The sequence below is a fragment of the Brenneria sp. L3-3C-1 genome (assembly GCF_016456245.1).
In the GTDB taxonomy this organism is placed as follows: domain Bacteria; phylum Pseudomonadota; class Gammaproteobacteria; order Enterobacterales; family Enterobacteriaceae; genus Brenneria.
Genome location: NZ_JAEMHF010000011.1, coordinates 1 through 16,038, shown reverse-complemented (window position 1 = coordinate 16,038; position 16,038 = coordinate 1). Strand labels below are relative to the sequence as shown.

Genomic DNA, 16,038 nt, shown 5'->3' with positions numbered 1-16,038 from the left:
CGTGACTCAACGCCATCCATCCTCAGCCGCCGATGAAAATGTGGTCTGGCATCCGCACGCTGTGTCACGCAAAGAGCGCGAGCGTTTGCATGGGCATCAGGGCGTGGTGGTCTGGTTTACCGGACTGTCCGGTTCGGGGAAATCGACGCTGGCCGGCGCGCTGGAGCAGGCGTTGCATCAGTATGGCGTCAGCACCTATCTGCTGGATGGCGATAACGTACGCCACGGTCTGTGCCGCGATTTAGGCTTTACCGATGCCGATCGGCGGGAGAATATCCGCCGCGTCGGCGAAGTGGCTAAATTGATGGTCGATGCCGGTCTGGTGGTGCTGACGGCGTTTATCTCGCCTCATCGCGCGGAACGTCAAATGGTGCGGGATCTGCTGGCCGAAGGGCAGTTTATCGAGGTGTTTGTCGATACGCCTTTAGCCACCTGCGAAGCCCGCGATCCGAAAGGGTTATACAAAAAAGCCCGGGCGGGAGAACTGCGCAACTTCACCGGCATTGATTCGGCGTATGAAGCGCCGGATGCGCCGGATATTCATCTGGACGGCGAACAAGGGGTGGAGAATCTGACCAGCCGACTGTTGGCGCTGCTGAACCAGCGGGCAATTATCACTCTCTGACCTCTCCGTCAATGCCGCCAGCCCGTGGGAAACAGGGCTGGCATCCGTTTCAATCCTCGCGGGTTAAAGCACTTTACTCAAGAATGCCTGCGTTCTCGGATTGCTGGGGTGAGTAAAAATATCCTCGGGTTTACCCTGTTCCTGAATAATTCCCTGATCGATAAAAATCACCCGATCGGCGACGTCCCTGGCGAAAGCCATCTCATGCGTCACGATGACCATGGTCATGCCTTCCTGCGCCAGCGTTTTCATGACCGCCAGCACTTCACCCACCAATTCCGGATCCAGCGCCGACGTCGGTTCATCAAACAGCATGATGGCCGGCTCCATCGCCAATGCCCGCGCAATCGCGACCCGCTGCTGTTGCCCCCCGGACAGACTGTTTGGCCAGGCGTCGATTTTATCCAGCAAACCGACTTTTTGCAGCAATGCCTCAGCGCGTTCGACGGCCTGTGCCTTGGATAATTTCTTTACGCCCATGGGCGCCATAATCAGGTTTTCCAGCACGGTCATGTGAGGAAACAGATTGAACCGCTGGAATACCATGCCGACGCTTTCCCGCATGCGGTTTAAATCGGTTTTTTGATCGTGAATGGCGAAACCGTTGACCGTGATCTCCCCGCCTGACAGCGTTTCCAGGGCGTTGATGCAGCGCAGGAACGTGCTTTTTCCCGAACCGGACGGGCCAATCATGCAAATCACCTCCTGAGGGGCGATCTCACAGGAAATACCGCGCAGGACATGGGTATCGCCAAACTGTTTTTGCAGATTATTAACGTGAATCACTTTTACCGAACCTCATTTCCAGGTGCCGCACCAGCAGTGAAAGCAGGAAAGTAATCACCCAGTAGACGACGGAAATCGTCAGATAGGGTTCCCAATAAGTGGCGTAGGCGCCGGACACCGTTCGGGCGGCATAGGCCAGATCGGCCAGGCCTATCGCCGAGGCCAGCGAGGAGTCTTTCACAATCGCGATGGCGTTATTGCCCAGTGGCGGCAGCATGCGACGGAACGCCTGCGGCAGTATCACTTTACGCATGGTACGGCCGTAGCTCATCCCCAGCGAGCGGGAAGCTTCCATTTGACCGCGATCGATTGACTGAATCCCCGCGCGGAAAATCTCCGACACGTAGGCGCCGGCATTCAGGGTTATCGCCACGATACAGGAGAGAAAAGCGCCATAGTCTGAACGTAATGTACGGGCGAAATCGACGGACATTATGTTGCTGGTGACCAGCAGGCCATCGCGCGGGTTAATGAATAAGGGCACCAGCGCGAAATGCACCACCATGATTTGTACGAATAGCGGCGTGCCGCGGAATGCGCTGATATAGATACGCACCGGCCATTGTACGCCATAGTGCAAAATGTACTTCCACGGGCCATGTGGCGCTTGCGCCAGACGACCCAGGCCAAGCGTTAATCCCCAGCAGGTGCCGAGAATAACGCAAATAAAGGTGCATTTGATGGTCATCCAGGCACCTTGCGTAAACAACGGCGCGTATTCCTGAATGATCTCCCAACGAAATCCCGTCAAGATAGATTTCCTTTACTGAATTGACTTGCGTGATACGGCATACCAGCCGGTTAAGCACTGAAATACTCGATAAAGCCGCCATAAGCCACCCTCAGCATACTGCTGAAATCAGCCCTAAGCGACCGGTACGCTGTTATTGAAACCGGAAGGATCATTTCCCCTGCCGATTAATGCTAAGCAGCAATGATGCGCGGTGCGCCTGAGTACCGATTACTCGGCAGGCAGAACCGGCACCTGACTGTCAAACCAGGTTTGATAGATGCTGGCGTAGGTTCCGTCCGCAATAATTTTTTTCAGACCGGCATTAATCTTATCGCGGAGTTGATCATTGCCTTTGGCAACGGCAATACCGAAATATTGGCGTTCGAATTTTGCATCGGAAACCAGATTAAATTGTTTTTCAGGATGGGTTTTAATGTAAAACTTCACCACACCAACATCGCCAACGGCGGCGCCGATGCCATCTTCATACAACTCCTGCAACATTAACGGGGTATTATCAAAACGTTTAATCGCCGTGCTGTTTTTCCCCAGTACGTCAGAAACCACCACGTCGCCGGTGCTTGAGTTGACCACGCCGACTTTGTGATTTTTTAATGCCGCAATAGAGTCGACCGTAGAACCTTTAGGCACCACGATAGCCTGCTCCGCCGGGAAGTAAGGTGAAGAGAAATCAACCATTTGCTTACGCTTATCGGTGATGGTAATCCCGGAGATAATAATGTCGCGATCGCCGGAGTTCAGGGTGGCGAAGATCCCCTCCCACGGCGTATTAATCAGTTTGATATTAAAATTTTCCGCTTTGGCAACGGCTTTAATGATATCGATGTCGAAACCTTCCAACTCTTTTTGCGCGTTTTCAAATTCAAACGGACGATAAGTCCCTCCGGAGCCTACAACATAGGTGGGTTCTGCGGCAATCGCTATACTGGACAGGGCTGCGGCGAACATGGCGCCAATCAGTAACAGTCGTTTATTCATGGTATCTCCCGGTGTAAAGTTAAATTTTTTCTTTTTTTATGCACTTTGGCTGCATAAAAATACACAGATTGCGGCAAGGGTTCAATGTTGAGGTGCATGACAGCGCGAATCTTATCGTCTGGAGCCAGACAGTATGGAGTCGGAACGAAAGTTGTGGGATGATTAGGCGGCTTTTCAGGGGGCGGGATGGGAAAACTTACGCTGTTATTATTGATAATACTTGGCTGGCTTCAGTATTCACTGTGGCTGGGTAAGAATGGTATTCATGATTATGTGCGGGTTAAAGATGATGTTGTTGTCCAGCAGGGGAACAATGCCAAGCTGAAAGCCCGCAATGAACAACTGTTCGCGGAAATTGATGACCTGAATGGCGGGCAGGAAGCGATTGAAGAGCGTGCGCGCAATGAACTGGGCATGATTAAGCCCGGTGAAAGCTTTTATCGTCTGGTTCCGGAATCCGGGAATCGTACTGCAACTTCCCCGCCATCGTTACCTAACAATACATCACACTAACCCATGCTAAAACAGATTGTTTCCCCGCCAGAGGTCGTTGCCGTCTTACCTGCCGCCGGTAACGGCAGCAGAATGCAAAGCGACCGGCCTAAACAATATTTGACCATCGGTCATAAAACCATTCTTGAACATGCCGTCGCCGCATTATTGTCTCATCCCCGAATTAGCCGCGCGATCGTCGTCGTCAGCCCGGACGATCGTTGCTTTCACGCCTTGCCTATTGCCGGCGATCCTCGCGTCAGCGTGGTGAACGGCGGCAGTCAGCGCGCGGATTCGGTCCTGGCGGGGCTACAGACGATCGCTGATGCAAAATGGGTGCTGGTGCATGACGCGGCGCGGCCTTGTCTGCATCCAGACGATCTTGAACGGTTGTTGAGTATTACCGCGCAGAGTGATGTCGGCGGAATTCTGGCGACCCCGGTTCGTGATACCATGAAACGCGGCGCGGGAACGGTGATAGCGCATACGGTGGACCGCGGCGAACTGTGGCATGCCCTGACGCCGCAGCTGTTTCCATTGGCATTGCTGAAAACCTGTTTGCAGCAGGCTTTGCATGAAGGCGCTATCATAACTGATGAAGCTTCCGCGCTGGAGTATTGTGGTTATCATCCACAAATTGTCAGTGGGCGCGCTGATAACATTAAAATAACCCGTCCGGAAGATTTGGCGCTGGCTGAATTCTATTTAACCAATTTGCACCACAATTATTCTACTGGATAAAACGATAAGGAGAAGGCTCGATGCGTATCGGTCACGGTTTTGATGTTCATAAATTTGGTGGAGAAGGTCCGCTGGTGATCGGTGGTGTGCGAATTCCTTATACTCAGGGGCTGCTGGCCCACTCTGATGGCGATGTCGTGTTGCATGCGGTGACGGATGCTCTGCTAGGGGCCGCCGCGCTGGGCGACATCGGCAAGCTGTTCCCCGATACCGATCCGGCATTTAAAGGCGCCGACAGCCGCGGTTTACTGCGTGAAGCATGGCGTCGTATCAACGAAAAAGGTTATCGGCTGGGCAATCTGGATGTCACGATTATCGCGCAGGCGCCTAAAATGGCGCCTCATGTCCCGCAGATGCGGGTCAATCTGGCGGAAGATTTGCAAAGCCACATGGATGACGTGAACGTAAAAGCCACGACCACCGAACAGCTCGGGTTTACCGGCCGTGGCGAAGGCATCGCCTGTGAGGCCGTCGCGTTGTTGGTGAAAAATGAAGCCGGTGAAATCGTCGCATGGTAGACATGATAAACAGTGAATCGCTGACCTGGCTGCATGGCAAGCCGCCGGCGTCGGGCGTGCTGAAATCCACTGCCGAAGATTTCGTGGTCGTAGAAGATTTAGGATTTCAGCCGGACGGCGAGGGCGAGCACCTGCTGGTGCGTATCCGTAAGCGCGGCTGCAATACGCAATTTGTGGCGGAGGCGCTGGCGAAATTCGTCCGCATACCGCAGCGGGCGGTGAGCTATGCCGGCCTGAAAGATCGCCATGCCGTCACGGAACAGTGGTTTTGCCTCCATCTTCCCGGTAAACAAACCCCTGATTTAACGGCATTCGAACTGGAAGGCTGCGAGGTGCTTGAATCGGCGCGTCATCGCCGTAAATTGCGTATTGGCACATTGCAGGGTAATGACTTTACGCTGATCTTGCGTCAAATAAGCGATCGGGCGGCGGTCGATGCCCGTTTGCAACAAATCGCTCGGCACGGCGTGCCTAATTACTTCGGCAGCCAGCGATTCGGCCGGGACGGAAATAACCTTGAGCAGGCTCGTCTGTGGGCCAACAACGACATCCGGGTTAAAGAGCGCAATAAACGCAGTTTTTATCTTTCCGCCAGCCGCAGCGCGTTGTTTAATCTGGTCGCCAGTACCCGGCTGGCGCAACAGCGGGCGAAAACCGCGATGTGCGGCGATGCATTGCAATTGACCGGCCGCGGCAGCTGGTTTGTCGCCACGGCGGATGAGTTGGCTGATTTGCAGGCGCGGCTGGATGCGGGCGGGCTTCAGGTCACCGCGCCCCTGCCGGGTGACGGCGCGTTAGGCACGCGGGAAGCCGCGCTGGTTTTTGAACAGGAATGCCTTATCGGACAGGAAACGTTGCTGTCTTTATTGCAGCGTGAGCGGGTTGAACCTGCCCGGCGCGCCATATTGCTGTATCCGCAGCATATGCGCTGGGATTGGCAGGATGATGTGACGCTTGAACTGAAATTCTGGTTGCCCGCAGGGAGTTTCGCCACCAGCGTGGTGCGTGAAATACTGAACCAGCAGCCCGATACGGATCGTATTGTCTGATGTGCTGCGGTTTATTTTTTATTGATCGAATGGCAGCAATAATGATGACGGCGGCGGCAAGTTTGACCCTATGCGGGAAACAGAGTGTATTGACGACAAGGTTAACCAAAACTGAGGTTAGCGGGGAATGGTGAACAAACGCATGCAAACGTTGCTGACGCAGTTGCGTCAGCAAGGAATACAGGATGAGCGTCTGCTACAGGCGATAGAAGCCGTACCCAGGGAACGCTTTGTTGATGAAGCTTTCGAGCATAAAGCGTATGAAAATACCGCGCTGCCGATAGGCTCCGGTCAGACGATTTCGCAGCCTTATATGGTGGCGAAAATGACGGAGTTATTGTGTTTAACACCGGTTTCCCGCGTATTGGAAATTGGCACCGGCTCGGGCTACCAAACGGCGATTCTGGCGCATTTAGTCAAGCATGTCTGCTCCGTTGAGCGTATTAAAGGACTCCAGTGGCAGGCCAAGCGTCGTCTTAAACAGCTTGATTTGCACAACGTCTCCACCCGCCACGGCGACGGCTGGCAGGGTTGGGCGTCGCGCGGGCCGTTTGACGCCATTATCGTGACGGCGGCGCCGCCGGAAATTCCTCAGGCGTTGCTGGATCAATTGGATGAAGGCGGGGTGATGGTGTTGCCGGTGGGCGATCGGTCGCAAATGTTGCAGGTGGTGCAGCATCATGCGGGAGAGTTTATTATCCAAACAGTTGAAGCAGTTCGGTTTGTTCCGCTGGTCAAAGGCGAATTAGCCTGATACGGTTGCGATGCGTTGGTTTTGTTGTTAGGAAGTTAAGATTTTAATACAACTGTTGTATGGTGCGAACTTACTGATATTGCTAGCATCAGATAATGATTTTTGTCTCTCCGGTTTTGCTTATGCGCCAGTGATGAAGACATGGCGATCTTTCTCGTTCTGATTGACGAACAAAACGCCCGATCTCAGATGCGCGATAATGGATAAGAGACACAAATGTCTGAATTTATTACCGAATTTTATAGTTATAGGGGAGTAAGGCGCATGGGGAGCCGAATGATGAATTTGCGTCAGATTGCTGCTTGTACGGTTGTTATCTTAGGGCTGGCGGGATGTTCTAACCATAACTCCCAATCCGCGCCGATCAGCAGCGTTGGCGGAAATACGGGCAGTAGCAGAAGCGGAATATTGTCTGCTCCCCCATCACAGGTAACGACATCGGGTGAACCGGTTACCACTCGCGATGGCCGAATCGTTTACAACCGCAGCTATGGCACTATTCCGAAAGGAAGCTACGGCGGCGGCAGCACTTATACCGTCAAACGGGGCGATACCCTGTTTTATATCGCCTGGATTACCGGCAACGATTATCGGGATCTTGCCCAGCGGAACAATATTCCAGAGCCTTACAGCCTGAATGTCGGTCAGACCTTGAGTCTGGGTAATGGCGCTGGCGGAGGTTTAAGCAGCGGAGGGGGTATGCTGGCGGCGACGGATGCAACCACCAGCGGTGTGCCTGTTCCGCCTTCCAGTAACCAAATACAAACTACGCAGGTTGATTCTCAGTCAACTAACGCGTATTCTGGTAATTCGGGTGAACAGAATGTAGGTAAAATGTTACCTACGACAGGAGCAGCAGCAACCGTTCCTGTTACCGCACCAGCGGCTGTCGCCAGCAGCAATACGGCTGCTGTCGGCAGTTGGCGTTGGCCCACCGAAGGGAAAGTCATAGATAGTTTCTCCGCAGCTGAAGGGGGAAATAAAGGGATTGATATCGCCGGCTCACGTGGGCAATCCATCATTGCTACCGCCAGCGGGCGTGTGGTATATGCCGGCAACGCTCTGCGAGGTTACGGTAATCTGATAATCATCAAGCATAATGATGACTACCTTAGTGCCTACGCCCATAACGAAAATATGCTGGTCCGGGAGCAACAAGAGGTCACGGCGGGGCAGAAAATAGCTACCATGGGTAGTACCGGTACCAGTTCAGTTCGTTTGCATTTTGAAATTCGTTACAAGGGGAAATCCGTAAACCCGCTGCGTTTTCTTCCGCAGCGATAAATCGGGCAGAGTATCTCGGTATTCTGCCATGGGATCACGGGTAGGAGCCACTTATGAGCCAAAGCACGCTGAAAGTTAACGAGTTACATGAAGATGCTGATTTCGAAGAGAATGGACTTGACGTTTTTGACGACAAAGCGCTGGCAGAGGAAGAAACCAGTGATAATGACTCGACTGACGAAGAGTTATTAGCGCAAGGGATCCCACAGCGTGTTTTAGACGCGACACAACTCTATCTGGGAGAAATTGGCTACTCACCGCTTTTAACCGCTGAAGAAGAGGTTTATTTTGCCCGACGCGCGTTGCGTGGCGATACCCCGTCGCGCCGTCGGATGATTGAGAGTAACTTGCGTCTGGTGGTAAAAATTGCCCGCCGTTACAACAATCGGGGGCTGGCGTTGTTGGATCTGATCGAAGAGGGAAATCTTGGTCTGATCCGCGCAGTTGAAAAATTTGATCCGGAAAAAGGGTTCCGCTTTTCAACTTACGCCACATGGTGGATCCGGCAGACGATAGAACGGGCAATTATGAACCAAACCCGGACTATCCGCTTGCCAATCCATATCGTTAAAGAGCTGAATGTCTACCTGCGTACAGCACGCGAACTTTCTCATAAACTGGATCATGAGCCGAGCGCGGAAGAAATTGCCGAACAGCTCGATAAGCCGGTTGATGATGTTAATCGTATGCTGCGTCTGAATGAGCGCATCACTTCCGTTGATACCCCGCTGGGCGGAGATTCGGAAAAAGCGCTGTTGGATATCCTGGCGGATGAAAAAGACAACGGTCCGGAAAACACCACTCAAGATAACGATATGAAGCAGAATATCGTTAAGTGGTTGTTTGAACTGAACGCTAAGCAGCGTGAAGTGCTGGCTCGTCGTTTTGGTCTGTTGGGATACGAAGCCGCGACATTGGAAGATGTCGGACGGGAAATCGGACTGACGCGTGAACGTGTCCGGCAGATTCAGGTAGAAGGCCTGCGTCGTCTGCGGGAGATCTTGCAGGTGCAAGGGCTGGATATTGAAGAGCTGTTCCGTGAGTAATTTCTGCCGCAAGATGCTGGCGAAAAAAAATGGTGGGGAAACCCACCATTTTTTTTATTACTTTTTTGGCCCTTCCCGAAGGAAAGGCCTGACGACGTGAAACTTAGCGAACAATATTTGTCAGCAGAAAATCGATGATTTCGCTGGTTTTAATCATTTGCTTTTCACCGCCGCGGCGGTTTTTATATTCAATCTCTTCATTGTCCAGATTACGGTCGCCGATCACGATGGTGTGCGGCACGCCAATCAACTCCATATCGGCAAACATCACGCCCGGACGCTCTTTTCGATCATCCAGCAGCACTTCGATACCTTTTGCCCGTAATTGCTGATAGATATCTTCAGCGACTTCTTTCACGCGGAAAGATTTGTGCATGTTCATCGGCAAAATCGCCACGTGGAAAGGGGCGATAGCATCAGGCCAGATAATGCCGCGGTCATCGTGGTTTTGCTCAATGGCGGCGGCCACGACACGGGTGACGCCGATGCCATAGCAGCCCATCAGCAGCGTCTGGTTACGCCCGTCTTCTCCCTGCACCGTGGCTTTCAGGGCCTCAGAATATTTGCTGCCTAATTGGAAAATATGGCCGACTTCAATACCGCGTTTAATTTGCAGCGTGCCTTTTCCATCCGGGCTGGTATCTCCCTCCACAACGTTGCGAATATCCGCAACCAGCGGCAGAGCGACATCACGTCCCCAGTTGATGCCGAAATAGTGCTTGCCATCAATATTGGCGCCGGCGCCAAAATCACTGATTGCCGCAACGGTGCGGTCAATCACGACGGGGATCGGTAAATTAACCGGCCCTAATGAACCTGGGCCTGCGCCCACCATCGCCCGGATCTCTTCTTCCGTGGCAAATGTCAGCGGACTGGCGACCATGGCGAGTTTTTCAGCTTTGACTTCATTCAGCTCATGATCGCCGCGTACCAGCAAAGCAACCAGTTTATGACCGCTCTCCTCCGTCGCTTTCACCAACAGCGTTTTCACCGTTTTCTCAACCGGCAGTTTGAATTGCTCCACCAGTTCAGCGATGGTTTTGGCATTCGGCGTATCAACCAGACGAAGTTCTTCGGTTGCTTCAGCACGGCCTAACTGTGGAGCAACGGCCTCTGCCAATTCAATATTCGCGGCATAGTCGGAACCGGTAGAGAAAACGATATCGTCTTCACCGCTGGCCGCCAGCACCTGGAATTCATGGGAAGCATTACCGCCGATAGAGCCGGTATCAGCCTGAACGGCTCTGAAATCCAGATCCATACGGCTGAATATCTTACTGTAAGCGGCGTACATCGCATCGTATGTCGCCTGCAATGATTCCTGTGAAGTATGGAAAGAGTAGGCGTCTTTCATCAGGAACTCGCGGGAGCGCATCACGCCGAAGCGAGGCCGGACTTCATCACGGAATTTGGTTTGAATCTGGAAAAAATTCAACGGCAATTGTTTATATGAACTGATTTCATTACGAATCAAATCGGTGATGACTTCTTCATGCGTTGGACCGAGTACGAATGGGCGTTCTCCGCGATCGACAAAGCGTAGCAGCTCCGGGCCGTATTCTTCCCAACGACCGCTTTCCACCCAAAGATCCGCGGGTTGAACGACGGGCATCGACACTTCGATCGCGCCGGCGTTGTTCATTTCTTCACGCACGATGGCTTCAACTTTTTTCAGAACCCGTAAGCCCGTTGGCAACCAGGTATAAAGGCCGGAGGCCAGTTTGCGGATCATTCCGGCCCGGAGCATCAGCTGATGGCTGATAACTTCCGCATCGGCAGGCGTCTCCTTCAGGGTGGAGAGCAGATATTGGCTAGTACGCATGGTGTTTTAAGTTCCGTCAGAACGAAAAATGGCATCAAGCTGCGGTGCAGCCGAAGACATAAAAAGTGGCTTAGTTTATCAGTGTGGGCCGTTCGTCAAAAGAGAGTCAGAAGAATTTTATGGCCGCAGGCGTCGTAAGCGCGGTTAAAAAACGTTTTTTATGGCGGGTTATCCCTGGCTGCCGGCTTTCGAGCAGCGATTGTTTCGAGACATAACACTTCGGTGCGTTGCGCAGACACCCGCCAGCGCACATTGAATTCCAGCAGTGAAACGGCATATTCCCGCTCGATATCCTCGTCTTTGCGATAAGCCGGGCGCGGATCCTGAGCCAAAACCTGGGTAATGAAACGTCTTAAATGGGGATATTTTTCCTGATATCCGATCATTTGCTGTTCCGCCAAAGAGGAGAAAACCACCGCCATTTCGGCGCGTGGGGGCGACTGTGCAAAACCAGCCAGTGCGTGAGGCTGACTTTCGGCAAAGGGCAGATAGGGCTTGATATCAATAACTGGCGTTCCGTCGACAAGGTCGAGGCTTCCCAGTTCCAGCGTTACCGCGTTTCCTTTGGCATGGATCTTTTTCAGCTCAACCAACGACATGCCGACGGGATTGGGCCGGAAAGTCGAACGTGTGGCAAAAACGCCCATGCGCGCATTCCCGCCTAATCGGGGAGGACGAACGGTGGGACGCCAGCCGCTTTCCATCGTTTGATGGAAAATGAACAGGATCCAAATATGGCTGAATTCAGCGAGCCCGCGCACACATTCCACCTGATTATAGGGCGGTAATAACCGAAGTTCGCCTCCACCGTCTTCAATCAGCCCCGGCTGCCGCGGAATGGCGAATTTTTCTTTATAGGGCGAGCGGATAACACCGATCTGATTGAAAACAAATTGGCTCATTGAGCAGAAACTTTCAATGCCGTGCCCTGACAGACGGCCTGACGATAGCAGCCGGCGACTTCGCTGATAATCTGGCATTCATGAAGCAGAACGGCGTTGGCTTTCATGGCGGATGCGCGATTCTGCATTCTTTTACGGGCATTGGCCAGGTTTGGCGGCGCGTCCTGAGCGCTTACCTGACAAGATGAGCCGGAGACTTCGCCCATATCGCGGAACGGTTTGCCCACCAGTTCTTCAGCGCTTTTATATAATACTGCGGGCGTTGCAGGACGAGGAACCGGCTTGGGTTTGGTAACCAGCTCGTTTTTTGATTCATTGACGGGCTGTTGAGGCTCGGGAGCCGGGGACTTCTGCAATAGGGAACATCCTGTCAGCGATATTGCCAACAGCATAAGAGGTAGAGCGCGCATAAAATTTCCTCTGCTTTTTCTTTAAAGAGCGGATATTGAAGCAAGCTATTGCACAAATAACAAGACGGGCCGTAGCCCGTCTCAGTGATATATTTTACAAAAGTGATAATAACGAACTTACCAGCCTTTAACCGCACCGCCGTTAAAGATTTTGTTGGCCGCCTCGTTCACTTCATCTGATTGATAAGCCTGAACGAATTTTTTCACATTTTCAGCGTCTTTATTATCTTCGCGTGAAACCAGCAGATTCACATAAGGAGAATCTTTTTCTTCGACAAATAAACCATCTTTGGTGGGCGTCAGGTTAATTTGGCTGGCATAAGTGGTGTTGATGATAGCCAATGCGATCTGCGCATCATCCAGTGAGCGTGGCAACTGCGGTGCTTCCAACTCGACCAGCTTAAGATTTTTGGGATTTTCAGTCACATCCAGAACAGTCGGTAACAGGCCGACATTGTCTTTCAGTTTAATCAGCCCGACTTTTTGCAGCAGCAGCAAAGAGCGGCCCAGATTGGTCGGATCGTTTGGCAGCGCGACCTGAGCGCCATCCTGCAACTCATCCAGCGCGTTTATTTTCTTTGAATAACCGGCAATGGGGTAAACGAAGCTGTTGCCAACGGAGACCAACTTATAACCACGATCTTTAATTTGTTGATCCAGATAAGGTTTGTGCTGGAAAGCATTCAGATCGATATCGCCTTTGCTCAATGCTTCATTGGGCAGCACATAATCATTAAACGTGACTAACTCAACATCCAAACCGTATTTATCTTTTGCAACTTTTTGAGCCACTTCGGCGACTTGTTGCTCCGCGCCAACGATGACGCCCACTTTAATATGATTCGGATCTTTCTCTTCCTGACCACATCCCGCCAACGCCAGCGCGCCGATCAATGCGCCGATGGTCGCAATGGATTTCAATTTAATCGCCATATCCTTACCCCTATATAAAGTCTTTATGGCATGGGCGTAGACAGCCCATGCATGTTTTAACGCTTACTTATGCGTGACGGCTTTTACTATCCGATCGCCGCAGAATTGAATCAGATAAACCAGAATAACCAGCAATATTAATACCGTATTCATGACCGTCGCGTTATAACCAATATAACCATACTGATAACCAATTTGACCTAAGCCCCCGGCGCCAACGGCTCCGCCCATAGCAGAATAGCCTACCAGCGTGATAAGCGTGATGGTTGCGGCATTAATCAGGCCCGGCAGCGCTTCCGGCAACAGTATTTTCCTGATGATTTGCATGGGGGTGGCGCCCATCGCTCGCGACGCTTCAATCAGGCCGGTTGGAATTTCCAGCAGGGCGTTCTCGACCATGCGGGCGATAAAAGGCGCGGCGCCGACGGTGAGCGGAACGATCGCCGCTTGCAGACCGATGGATGTGCCGACGATGATGCGGGTAAAGGGGATCATCCAGACCAGCAGAATAATAAAAGGTATGGAGCGGAAAATATTCACCAGGGCGGAAAGACTCCGGTAAAGTTTAGGGTTGGCGATAATTTGCCCCGGCCGGGTGGTGTAAAGCAGCACGCCGACCGGCAAACCCAGTACAAAACCAAAAAAGCCGGAAACCAATGTCATTGCCACGGTTTCCCACACGCCGCGGGCCATTAGCCACATCATGGCTTCAGACATAACCTAACACCTCAACATTTGTATGGTGATCCTGTAGAAATTGTATCGCCGCCGACGTATCCGCTTCCTGCCCGTGCATTTCCGCCAGCATGATGCCGAATTTAACGCCGCCGGCGTAATCCATTTGCGCGCTGATAATATTGTTATTGATGTTGAAACGCCGGGCGACTTCAGACAGCAGCGGGGCATCCACGGACTGGCCGGTGAATTCCATACGCAACAACGGCACGCTGCCTTCCCGCTGCGTCGGCGTCAGACGGGCAACATAGTCGTCGGGGATGTCCAGATGCAGCGTTGACTGAATGAATTTCTGCGCCAAGGGGGTTTTGGGATGCGAAAATAGTTGTCCTACCGTGTCCTGCTCAATCAGACGTCCGCCGCTGATTACCGCAACCTGATCGCAAATGCGCTTTACCACATCCATTTCGTGAGTGATCAATAGAATCGTCAGATTCAGCCGGCGGTTGATATCTTTGAGTAACGCCAGAATGGAGCGGGTTGTCGCGGGATCCAGTGCGCTGGTTGCTTCGTCGCATAATAAAACTTTTGGATTACTGGCCAATGCCCGGGCGATAGCCACCCGCTGCTTTTGTCCGCCGGACAGGTTGGCTGGATAAGCGTCGTGCTTGTCTGACAAATCGACTAAATCCAGTAATTCGTTTACCCGGCGCGTAATCTCTGCTTTTGGGGTGTTATCAAGTTCAAGCGGCAGGGCGATATTGCCAAAAACCGTGCGGGAGGAGAGCAAATTAAAATGTTGAAAAATCATCCCGATCTGACGACGAGCCTGAGTCAACTGGCTTTCTGAAAGCTGAGTCAGCTCCTGTCCATCAACCAGCACCGAACCTTCGGTTGGGCGCTCCAGTAAATTGACGCACCGAATCAGCGTGCTTTTGCCTGCGCCTGATGCGCCGATGACGCCATAGATTTGCCCGGCGGGAACATGAAGGCTGACATCCGCAAGGGCGGTAATTGCTTGACCGTTTTGCTGGAAAACCTTGGTAATATTAGAAAGTTCAATCATATTTTTTATTGTAAGCGCCTATGGCTGGATAAATCCGATTTTATTCCATCAGAAATAGTAGTTGGATGTTAGGGAGTCTAGACGTCCGAGTCAATTGGGATCGTCATTACCTGAACATTCTCTCTGGCAATAAAAACATGCGATACTAACCGACAATTTACGCCATCGGGAGCAAAGTAAGTGGCACAAAGTGTTCCAGCAGTTTTTCTTGATCGTGACGGTACGATCAATATCGATCATGGTTATGTACATGAAATCGATCAATTCCAATTTATTGAGGGCGTCATTGATGGCATGCGCGAACTAAAAAACATGGGGTTCGCGTTAGTGTTGGTGACCAATCAATCAGGTATTGCCCGCGGTAAGTTTACTGAAGATCAGTTTATGCAACTGACGGAGTGGATGGATTGGTCTCTGGCCGATCGTGGCGTGGATTTGGATGGCATCTATTTCTGCCCGCATCATCCCGATCAAGGCAGTGAAGAGTATCGACAGGTTTGTGACTGTCGAAAACCCGAGCCCGGAATGCTGCTTTCCGCACAGCGTCATCTGAATATCGATATGGCCGCGTCCTATATGGTTGGCGATAAAGTAGAAGATATGCAGGCCGCGGTTGCCGCAGGCGTAGGGACAAAAATTCTGGTGCGTACCGGCAAACCGATAACCGAACTGGGGGAATCTCTGGCTGATGGCATTATCAATAGCCTGGCTGAATTACCGCAGTGGATAAAAAAGCGCATTTAATCGACCAGATGAATGAAAGTTGCGCAAACAGTAGAAAGTTCGAGATATTTGCTTGCGCTTCTGAATCGGCCCCCTATAATGCGCCTCCATCGACACGGCGCTGTGAAGTAAATCACATACTGGCCGGTGAAGAAGAAAGGGAAAACGGTTAAAATAAACGTTGACTCTGCAAGAGGAACGCGTAATATACGCCACCTCGCGTTAGCGGCTCAGGCCACAGCGCACTGCTCTTTAACAATTTAATCAGACAATCTGTGTGGGCACTCACAAGACAATATCGGCAAACGATATAAAAAGTCTTGAAGAGTGACTGACAGTAAATTCATTACGAATAAACAGTTATTAATTCTTTGAGCATCGCTTTCCGAGTGGAAGCAAATCAAACAAATCTTAAATTGAAGAGTTTGATCATGGCTCAGATTGAACGCTGGCGGCAGGCCTAACACATGCAAGTCGAGC

General features: G+C 51.8%; 18 protein-coding genes and 1 rRNA gene. 10 read left to right on the top strand and 9 right to left on the bottom strand.

Annotated features, from left to right (window positions below; translation table 11 throughout):
• Nucleotide 1 precedes the first annotated feature (1 nt).
• On the top strand, nucleotides 2-625 hold the full coding sequence (cysC, locus tag JG725_RS17525) for an adenylyl-sulfate kinase (protein ID WP_172291230.1): 624 nt from the start codon (nucleotides 2-4) through the stop codon (nucleotides 623-625).
• 63 nt (nucleotides 626-688) lie between these two features.
• Here cysC and JG725_RS17520 read toward each other — a convergent pair whose 3' ends face one another.
• The 3 genes from JG725_RS17520 to JG725_RS17510 form a co-directional block, all read right to left on the bottom strand.
• Nucleotides 689-1,411 carry an amino acid ABC transporter ATP-binding protein gene (locus JG725_RS17520; RefSeq protein ID WP_172291231.1) on the bottom strand — a complete coding sequence of 241 codons (723 nt, stop codon included), beginning with the start codon at nucleotides 1,409-1,411 and terminating at the stop codon, nucleotides 689-691.
• Nucleotides 1,398-2,162: an amino acid ABC transporter permease gene (locus JG725_RS17515; protein WP_172291232.1), complete on the bottom strand. Its 765-nt coding sequence runs from the start codon at nucleotides 2,160-2,162 to the stop codon at nucleotides 1,398-1,400. Before JG725_RS17515 ends, JG725_RS17520 begins: the two co-directional genes overlap by 14 nt.
• A gap of 210 nt (nucleotides 2,163-2,372) precedes the next feature.
• Nucleotides 2,373-3,143, bottom strand: coding sequence for a basic amino acid ABC transporter substrate-binding protein (locus tag JG725_RS17510; RefSeq protein ID WP_172291233.1), 771 nt, complete (start codon nucleotides 3,141-3,143; stop codon nucleotides 2,373-2,375).
• Between the two features lie 186 nt (nucleotides 3,144-3,329).
• Between JG725_RS17510 and ftsB the strand changes: the two genes are divergently transcribed.
• The 7 genes from ftsB (at nucleotide 3,330) to rpoS (ending at nucleotide 9,027) form a co-directional block, all read left to right on the top strand.
• Nucleotides 3,330-3,656, top strand: a complete 327-nt coding sequence (ftsB, locus tag JG725_RS17505) for a cell division protein FtsB (protein WP_172291234.1) — start codon at nucleotides 3,330-3,332, stop codon at nucleotides 3,654-3,656.
• A 3-nt stretch (nucleotides 3,657-3,659) separates the two neighbouring features.
• Nucleotides 3,660-4,376 carry a 2-C-methyl-D-erythritol 4-phosphate cytidylyltransferase gene (ispD, locus tag JG725_RS17500; protein WP_172291235.1) on the top strand — a complete coding sequence of 239 codons (717 nt, stop codon included), beginning with the start codon at nucleotides 3,660-3,662 and terminating at the stop codon, nucleotides 4,374-4,376.
• Nucleotides 4,377-4,396: 20 nt separating this feature from the next.
• Nucleotides 4,397-4,894 carry a 2-C-methyl-D-erythritol 2,4-cyclodiphosphate synthase gene (gene ispF, locus JG725_RS17495; RefSeq protein WP_172291236.1) on the top strand — a complete coding sequence of 166 codons (498 nt, stop codon included), beginning with the start codon at nucleotides 4,397-4,399 and terminating at the stop codon, nucleotides 4,892-4,894.
• 2 nt (nucleotides 4,895-4,896) lie between these two features.
• Nucleotides 4,897-5,943, top strand: a complete 1,047-nt coding sequence (gene truD, locus JG725_RS17490) for a tRNA pseudouridine(13) synthase TruD (protein ID WP_216660551.1) — start codon at nucleotides 4,897-4,899, stop codon at nucleotides 5,941-5,943.
• A gap of 127 nt (nucleotides 5,944-6,070) precedes the next feature.
• Nucleotides 6,071-6,697 carry a protein-L-isoaspartate(D-aspartate) O-methyltransferase gene (locus tag JG725_RS17485; RefSeq protein WP_172291237.1) on the top strand — a complete coding sequence of 209 codons (627 nt, stop codon included), beginning with the start codon at nucleotides 6,071-6,073 and terminating at the stop codon, nucleotides 6,695-6,697.
• A 276-nt stretch (nucleotides 6,698-6,973) separates the two neighbouring features.
• Nucleotides 6,974-7,981: a murein hydrolase activator NlpD gene (gene nlpD / locus JG725_RS17480; RefSeq protein WP_172291251.1), complete on the top strand. Its 1,008-nt coding sequence runs from the start codon at nucleotides 6,974-6,976 to the stop codon at nucleotides 7,979-7,981.
• 53 nt (nucleotides 7,982-8,034) lie between these two features.
• Nucleotides 8,035-9,027, top strand: a complete 993-nt coding sequence (gene rpoS / locus JG725_RS17475; RefSeq protein ID WP_172291238.1) for an RNA polymerase sigma factor RpoS — start codon at nucleotides 8,035-8,037, stop codon at nucleotides 9,025-9,027.
• Between the two features lie 103 nt (nucleotides 9,028-9,130).
• Here rpoS and proS read toward each other — a convergent pair whose 3' ends face one another.
• From proS to metN, 6 genes are all read right to left on the bottom strand, one after another.
• The gene (gene proS, locus JG725_RS17470; RefSeq protein WP_172291239.1) at nucleotides 9,131-10,849 is read right to left on the bottom strand and encodes a proline--tRNA ligase; all 1,719 of its coding nucleotides are present in this window, start codon (nucleotides 10,847-10,849) and stop codon (nucleotides 9,131-9,133) included.
• A gap of 158 nt (nucleotides 10,850-11,007) precedes the next feature.
• Nucleotides 11,008-11,751, bottom strand: a complete 744-nt coding sequence (gene tsaA / locus JG725_RS17465; RefSeq protein WP_199379160.1) for a tRNA (N6-threonylcarbamoyladenosine(37)-N6)-methyltransferase TrmO — start codon at nucleotides 11,749-11,751, stop codon at nucleotides 11,008-11,010.
• A complete protein-coding gene (gene rcsF / locus JG725_RS17460) occupies nucleotides 11,748-12,161 on the bottom strand; it encodes an Rcs stress response system protein RcsF (protein ID WP_199379158.1) in 414 nt (137 codons plus the stop codon). The genes tsaA and rcsF overlap by 4 nt, the downstream gene beginning before the upstream one ends.
• A 117-nt stretch (nucleotides 12,162-12,278) precedes the next feature.
• Nucleotides 12,279-13,094, bottom strand: coding sequence for a MetQ/NlpA family lipoprotein (locus JG725_RS17455; RefSeq protein ID WP_172291242.1), 816 nt, complete (start codon nucleotides 13,092-13,094; stop codon nucleotides 12,279-12,281).
• A 63-nt stretch (nucleotides 13,095-13,157) separates the two neighbouring features.
• Entirely contained in the window at nucleotides 13,158-13,811 is a 654-nt protein-coding gene (locus tag JG725_RS17450; RefSeq protein WP_172291243.1) for a methionine ABC transporter permease MetI, read from the bottom strand.
• Nucleotides 13,804-14,835 carry a methionine ABC transporter ATP-binding protein MetN gene (gene metN, locus JG725_RS17445; RefSeq protein WP_172291244.1) on the bottom strand — a complete coding sequence of 344 codons (1,032 nt, stop codon included), beginning with the start codon at nucleotides 14,833-14,835 and terminating at the stop codon, nucleotides 13,804-13,806. The genes JG725_RS17450 and metN overlap by 8 nt, the downstream gene beginning before the upstream one ends.
• A gap of 180 nt (nucleotides 14,836-15,015) precedes the next feature.
• Here metN and gmhB point away from each other — a divergent pair, with 180 nt between their 5' ends.
• A complete protein-coding gene (gene gmhB, locus JG725_RS17440; protein WP_172291245.1) occupies nucleotides 15,016-15,579 on the top strand; it encodes a D-glycero-beta-D-manno-heptose 1,7-bisphosphate 7-phosphatase in 564 nt (187 codons plus the stop codon).
• Between the two features lie 392 nt (nucleotides 15,580-15,971).
• Nucleotides 15,972-16,038 (top strand): 16S ribosomal RNA (locus tag JG725_RS17435); the annotation flags it as partial.

Coding starts and splice junctions, on each gene's coding strand:
- JG725_RS17510 (WP_172291233.1), bottom strand. CDS start 3,143: ATGAATAAACGACTGTTACTGATTGGCGCCATGTTCGCCGCAGCCCTG.
- ftsB (WP_172291234.1), top strand. CDS start 3,330: ATGGGAAAACTTACGCTGTTATTATTGATAATACTTGGCTGGCTTCAG.
- ispD (WP_172291235.1), top strand. CDS start 3,660: ATGCTAAAACAGATTGTTTCCCCGCCAGAGGTCGTTGCCGTCTTACCT.
- ispF (WP_172291236.1), top strand. CDS start 4,397: ATGCGTATCGGTCACGGTTTTGATGTTCATAAATTTGGTGGAGAAGGT.
- truD (WP_216660551.1), top strand. CDS start 4,897: ATGATAAACAGTGAATCGCTGACCTGGCTGCATGGCAAGCCGCCGGCG.
- JG725_RS17485 (WP_172291237.1), top strand. CDS start 6,071: ATGGTGAACAAACGCATGCAAACGTTGCTGACGCAGTTGCGTCAGCAA.
- nlpD (WP_172291251.1), top strand. CDS start 6,974: ATGATGAATTTGCGTCAGATTGCTGCTTGTACGGTTGTTATCTTAGGG.
- rpoS (WP_172291238.1), top strand. CDS start 8,035: ATGAGCCAAAGCACGCTGAAAGTTAACGAGTTACATGAAGATGCTGAT.
- proS (WP_172291239.1), bottom strand. CDS start 10,849: ATGCGTACTAGCCAATATCTGCTCTCCACCCTGAAGGAGACGCCTGCC.
- tsaA (WP_199379160.1), bottom strand. CDS start 11,751: ATGAGCCAATTTGTTTTCAATCAGATCGGTGTTATCCGCTCGCCCTAT.
- rcsF (WP_199379158.1), bottom strand. CDS start 12,161: ATGCGCGCTCTACCTCTTATGCTGTTGGCAATATCGCTGACAGGATGT.
- JG725_RS17455 (WP_172291242.1), bottom strand. CDS start 13,094: ATGGCGATTAAATTGAAATCCATTGCGACCATCGGCGCATTGATCGGC.
- JG725_RS17450 (WP_172291243.1), bottom strand. CDS start 13,811: ATGTCTGAAGCCATGATGTGGCTAATGGCCCGCGGCGTGTGGGAAACC.
- metN (WP_172291244.1), bottom strand. CDS start 14,835: ATGATTGAACTTTCTAATATTACCAAGGTTTTCCAGCAAAACGGTCAA.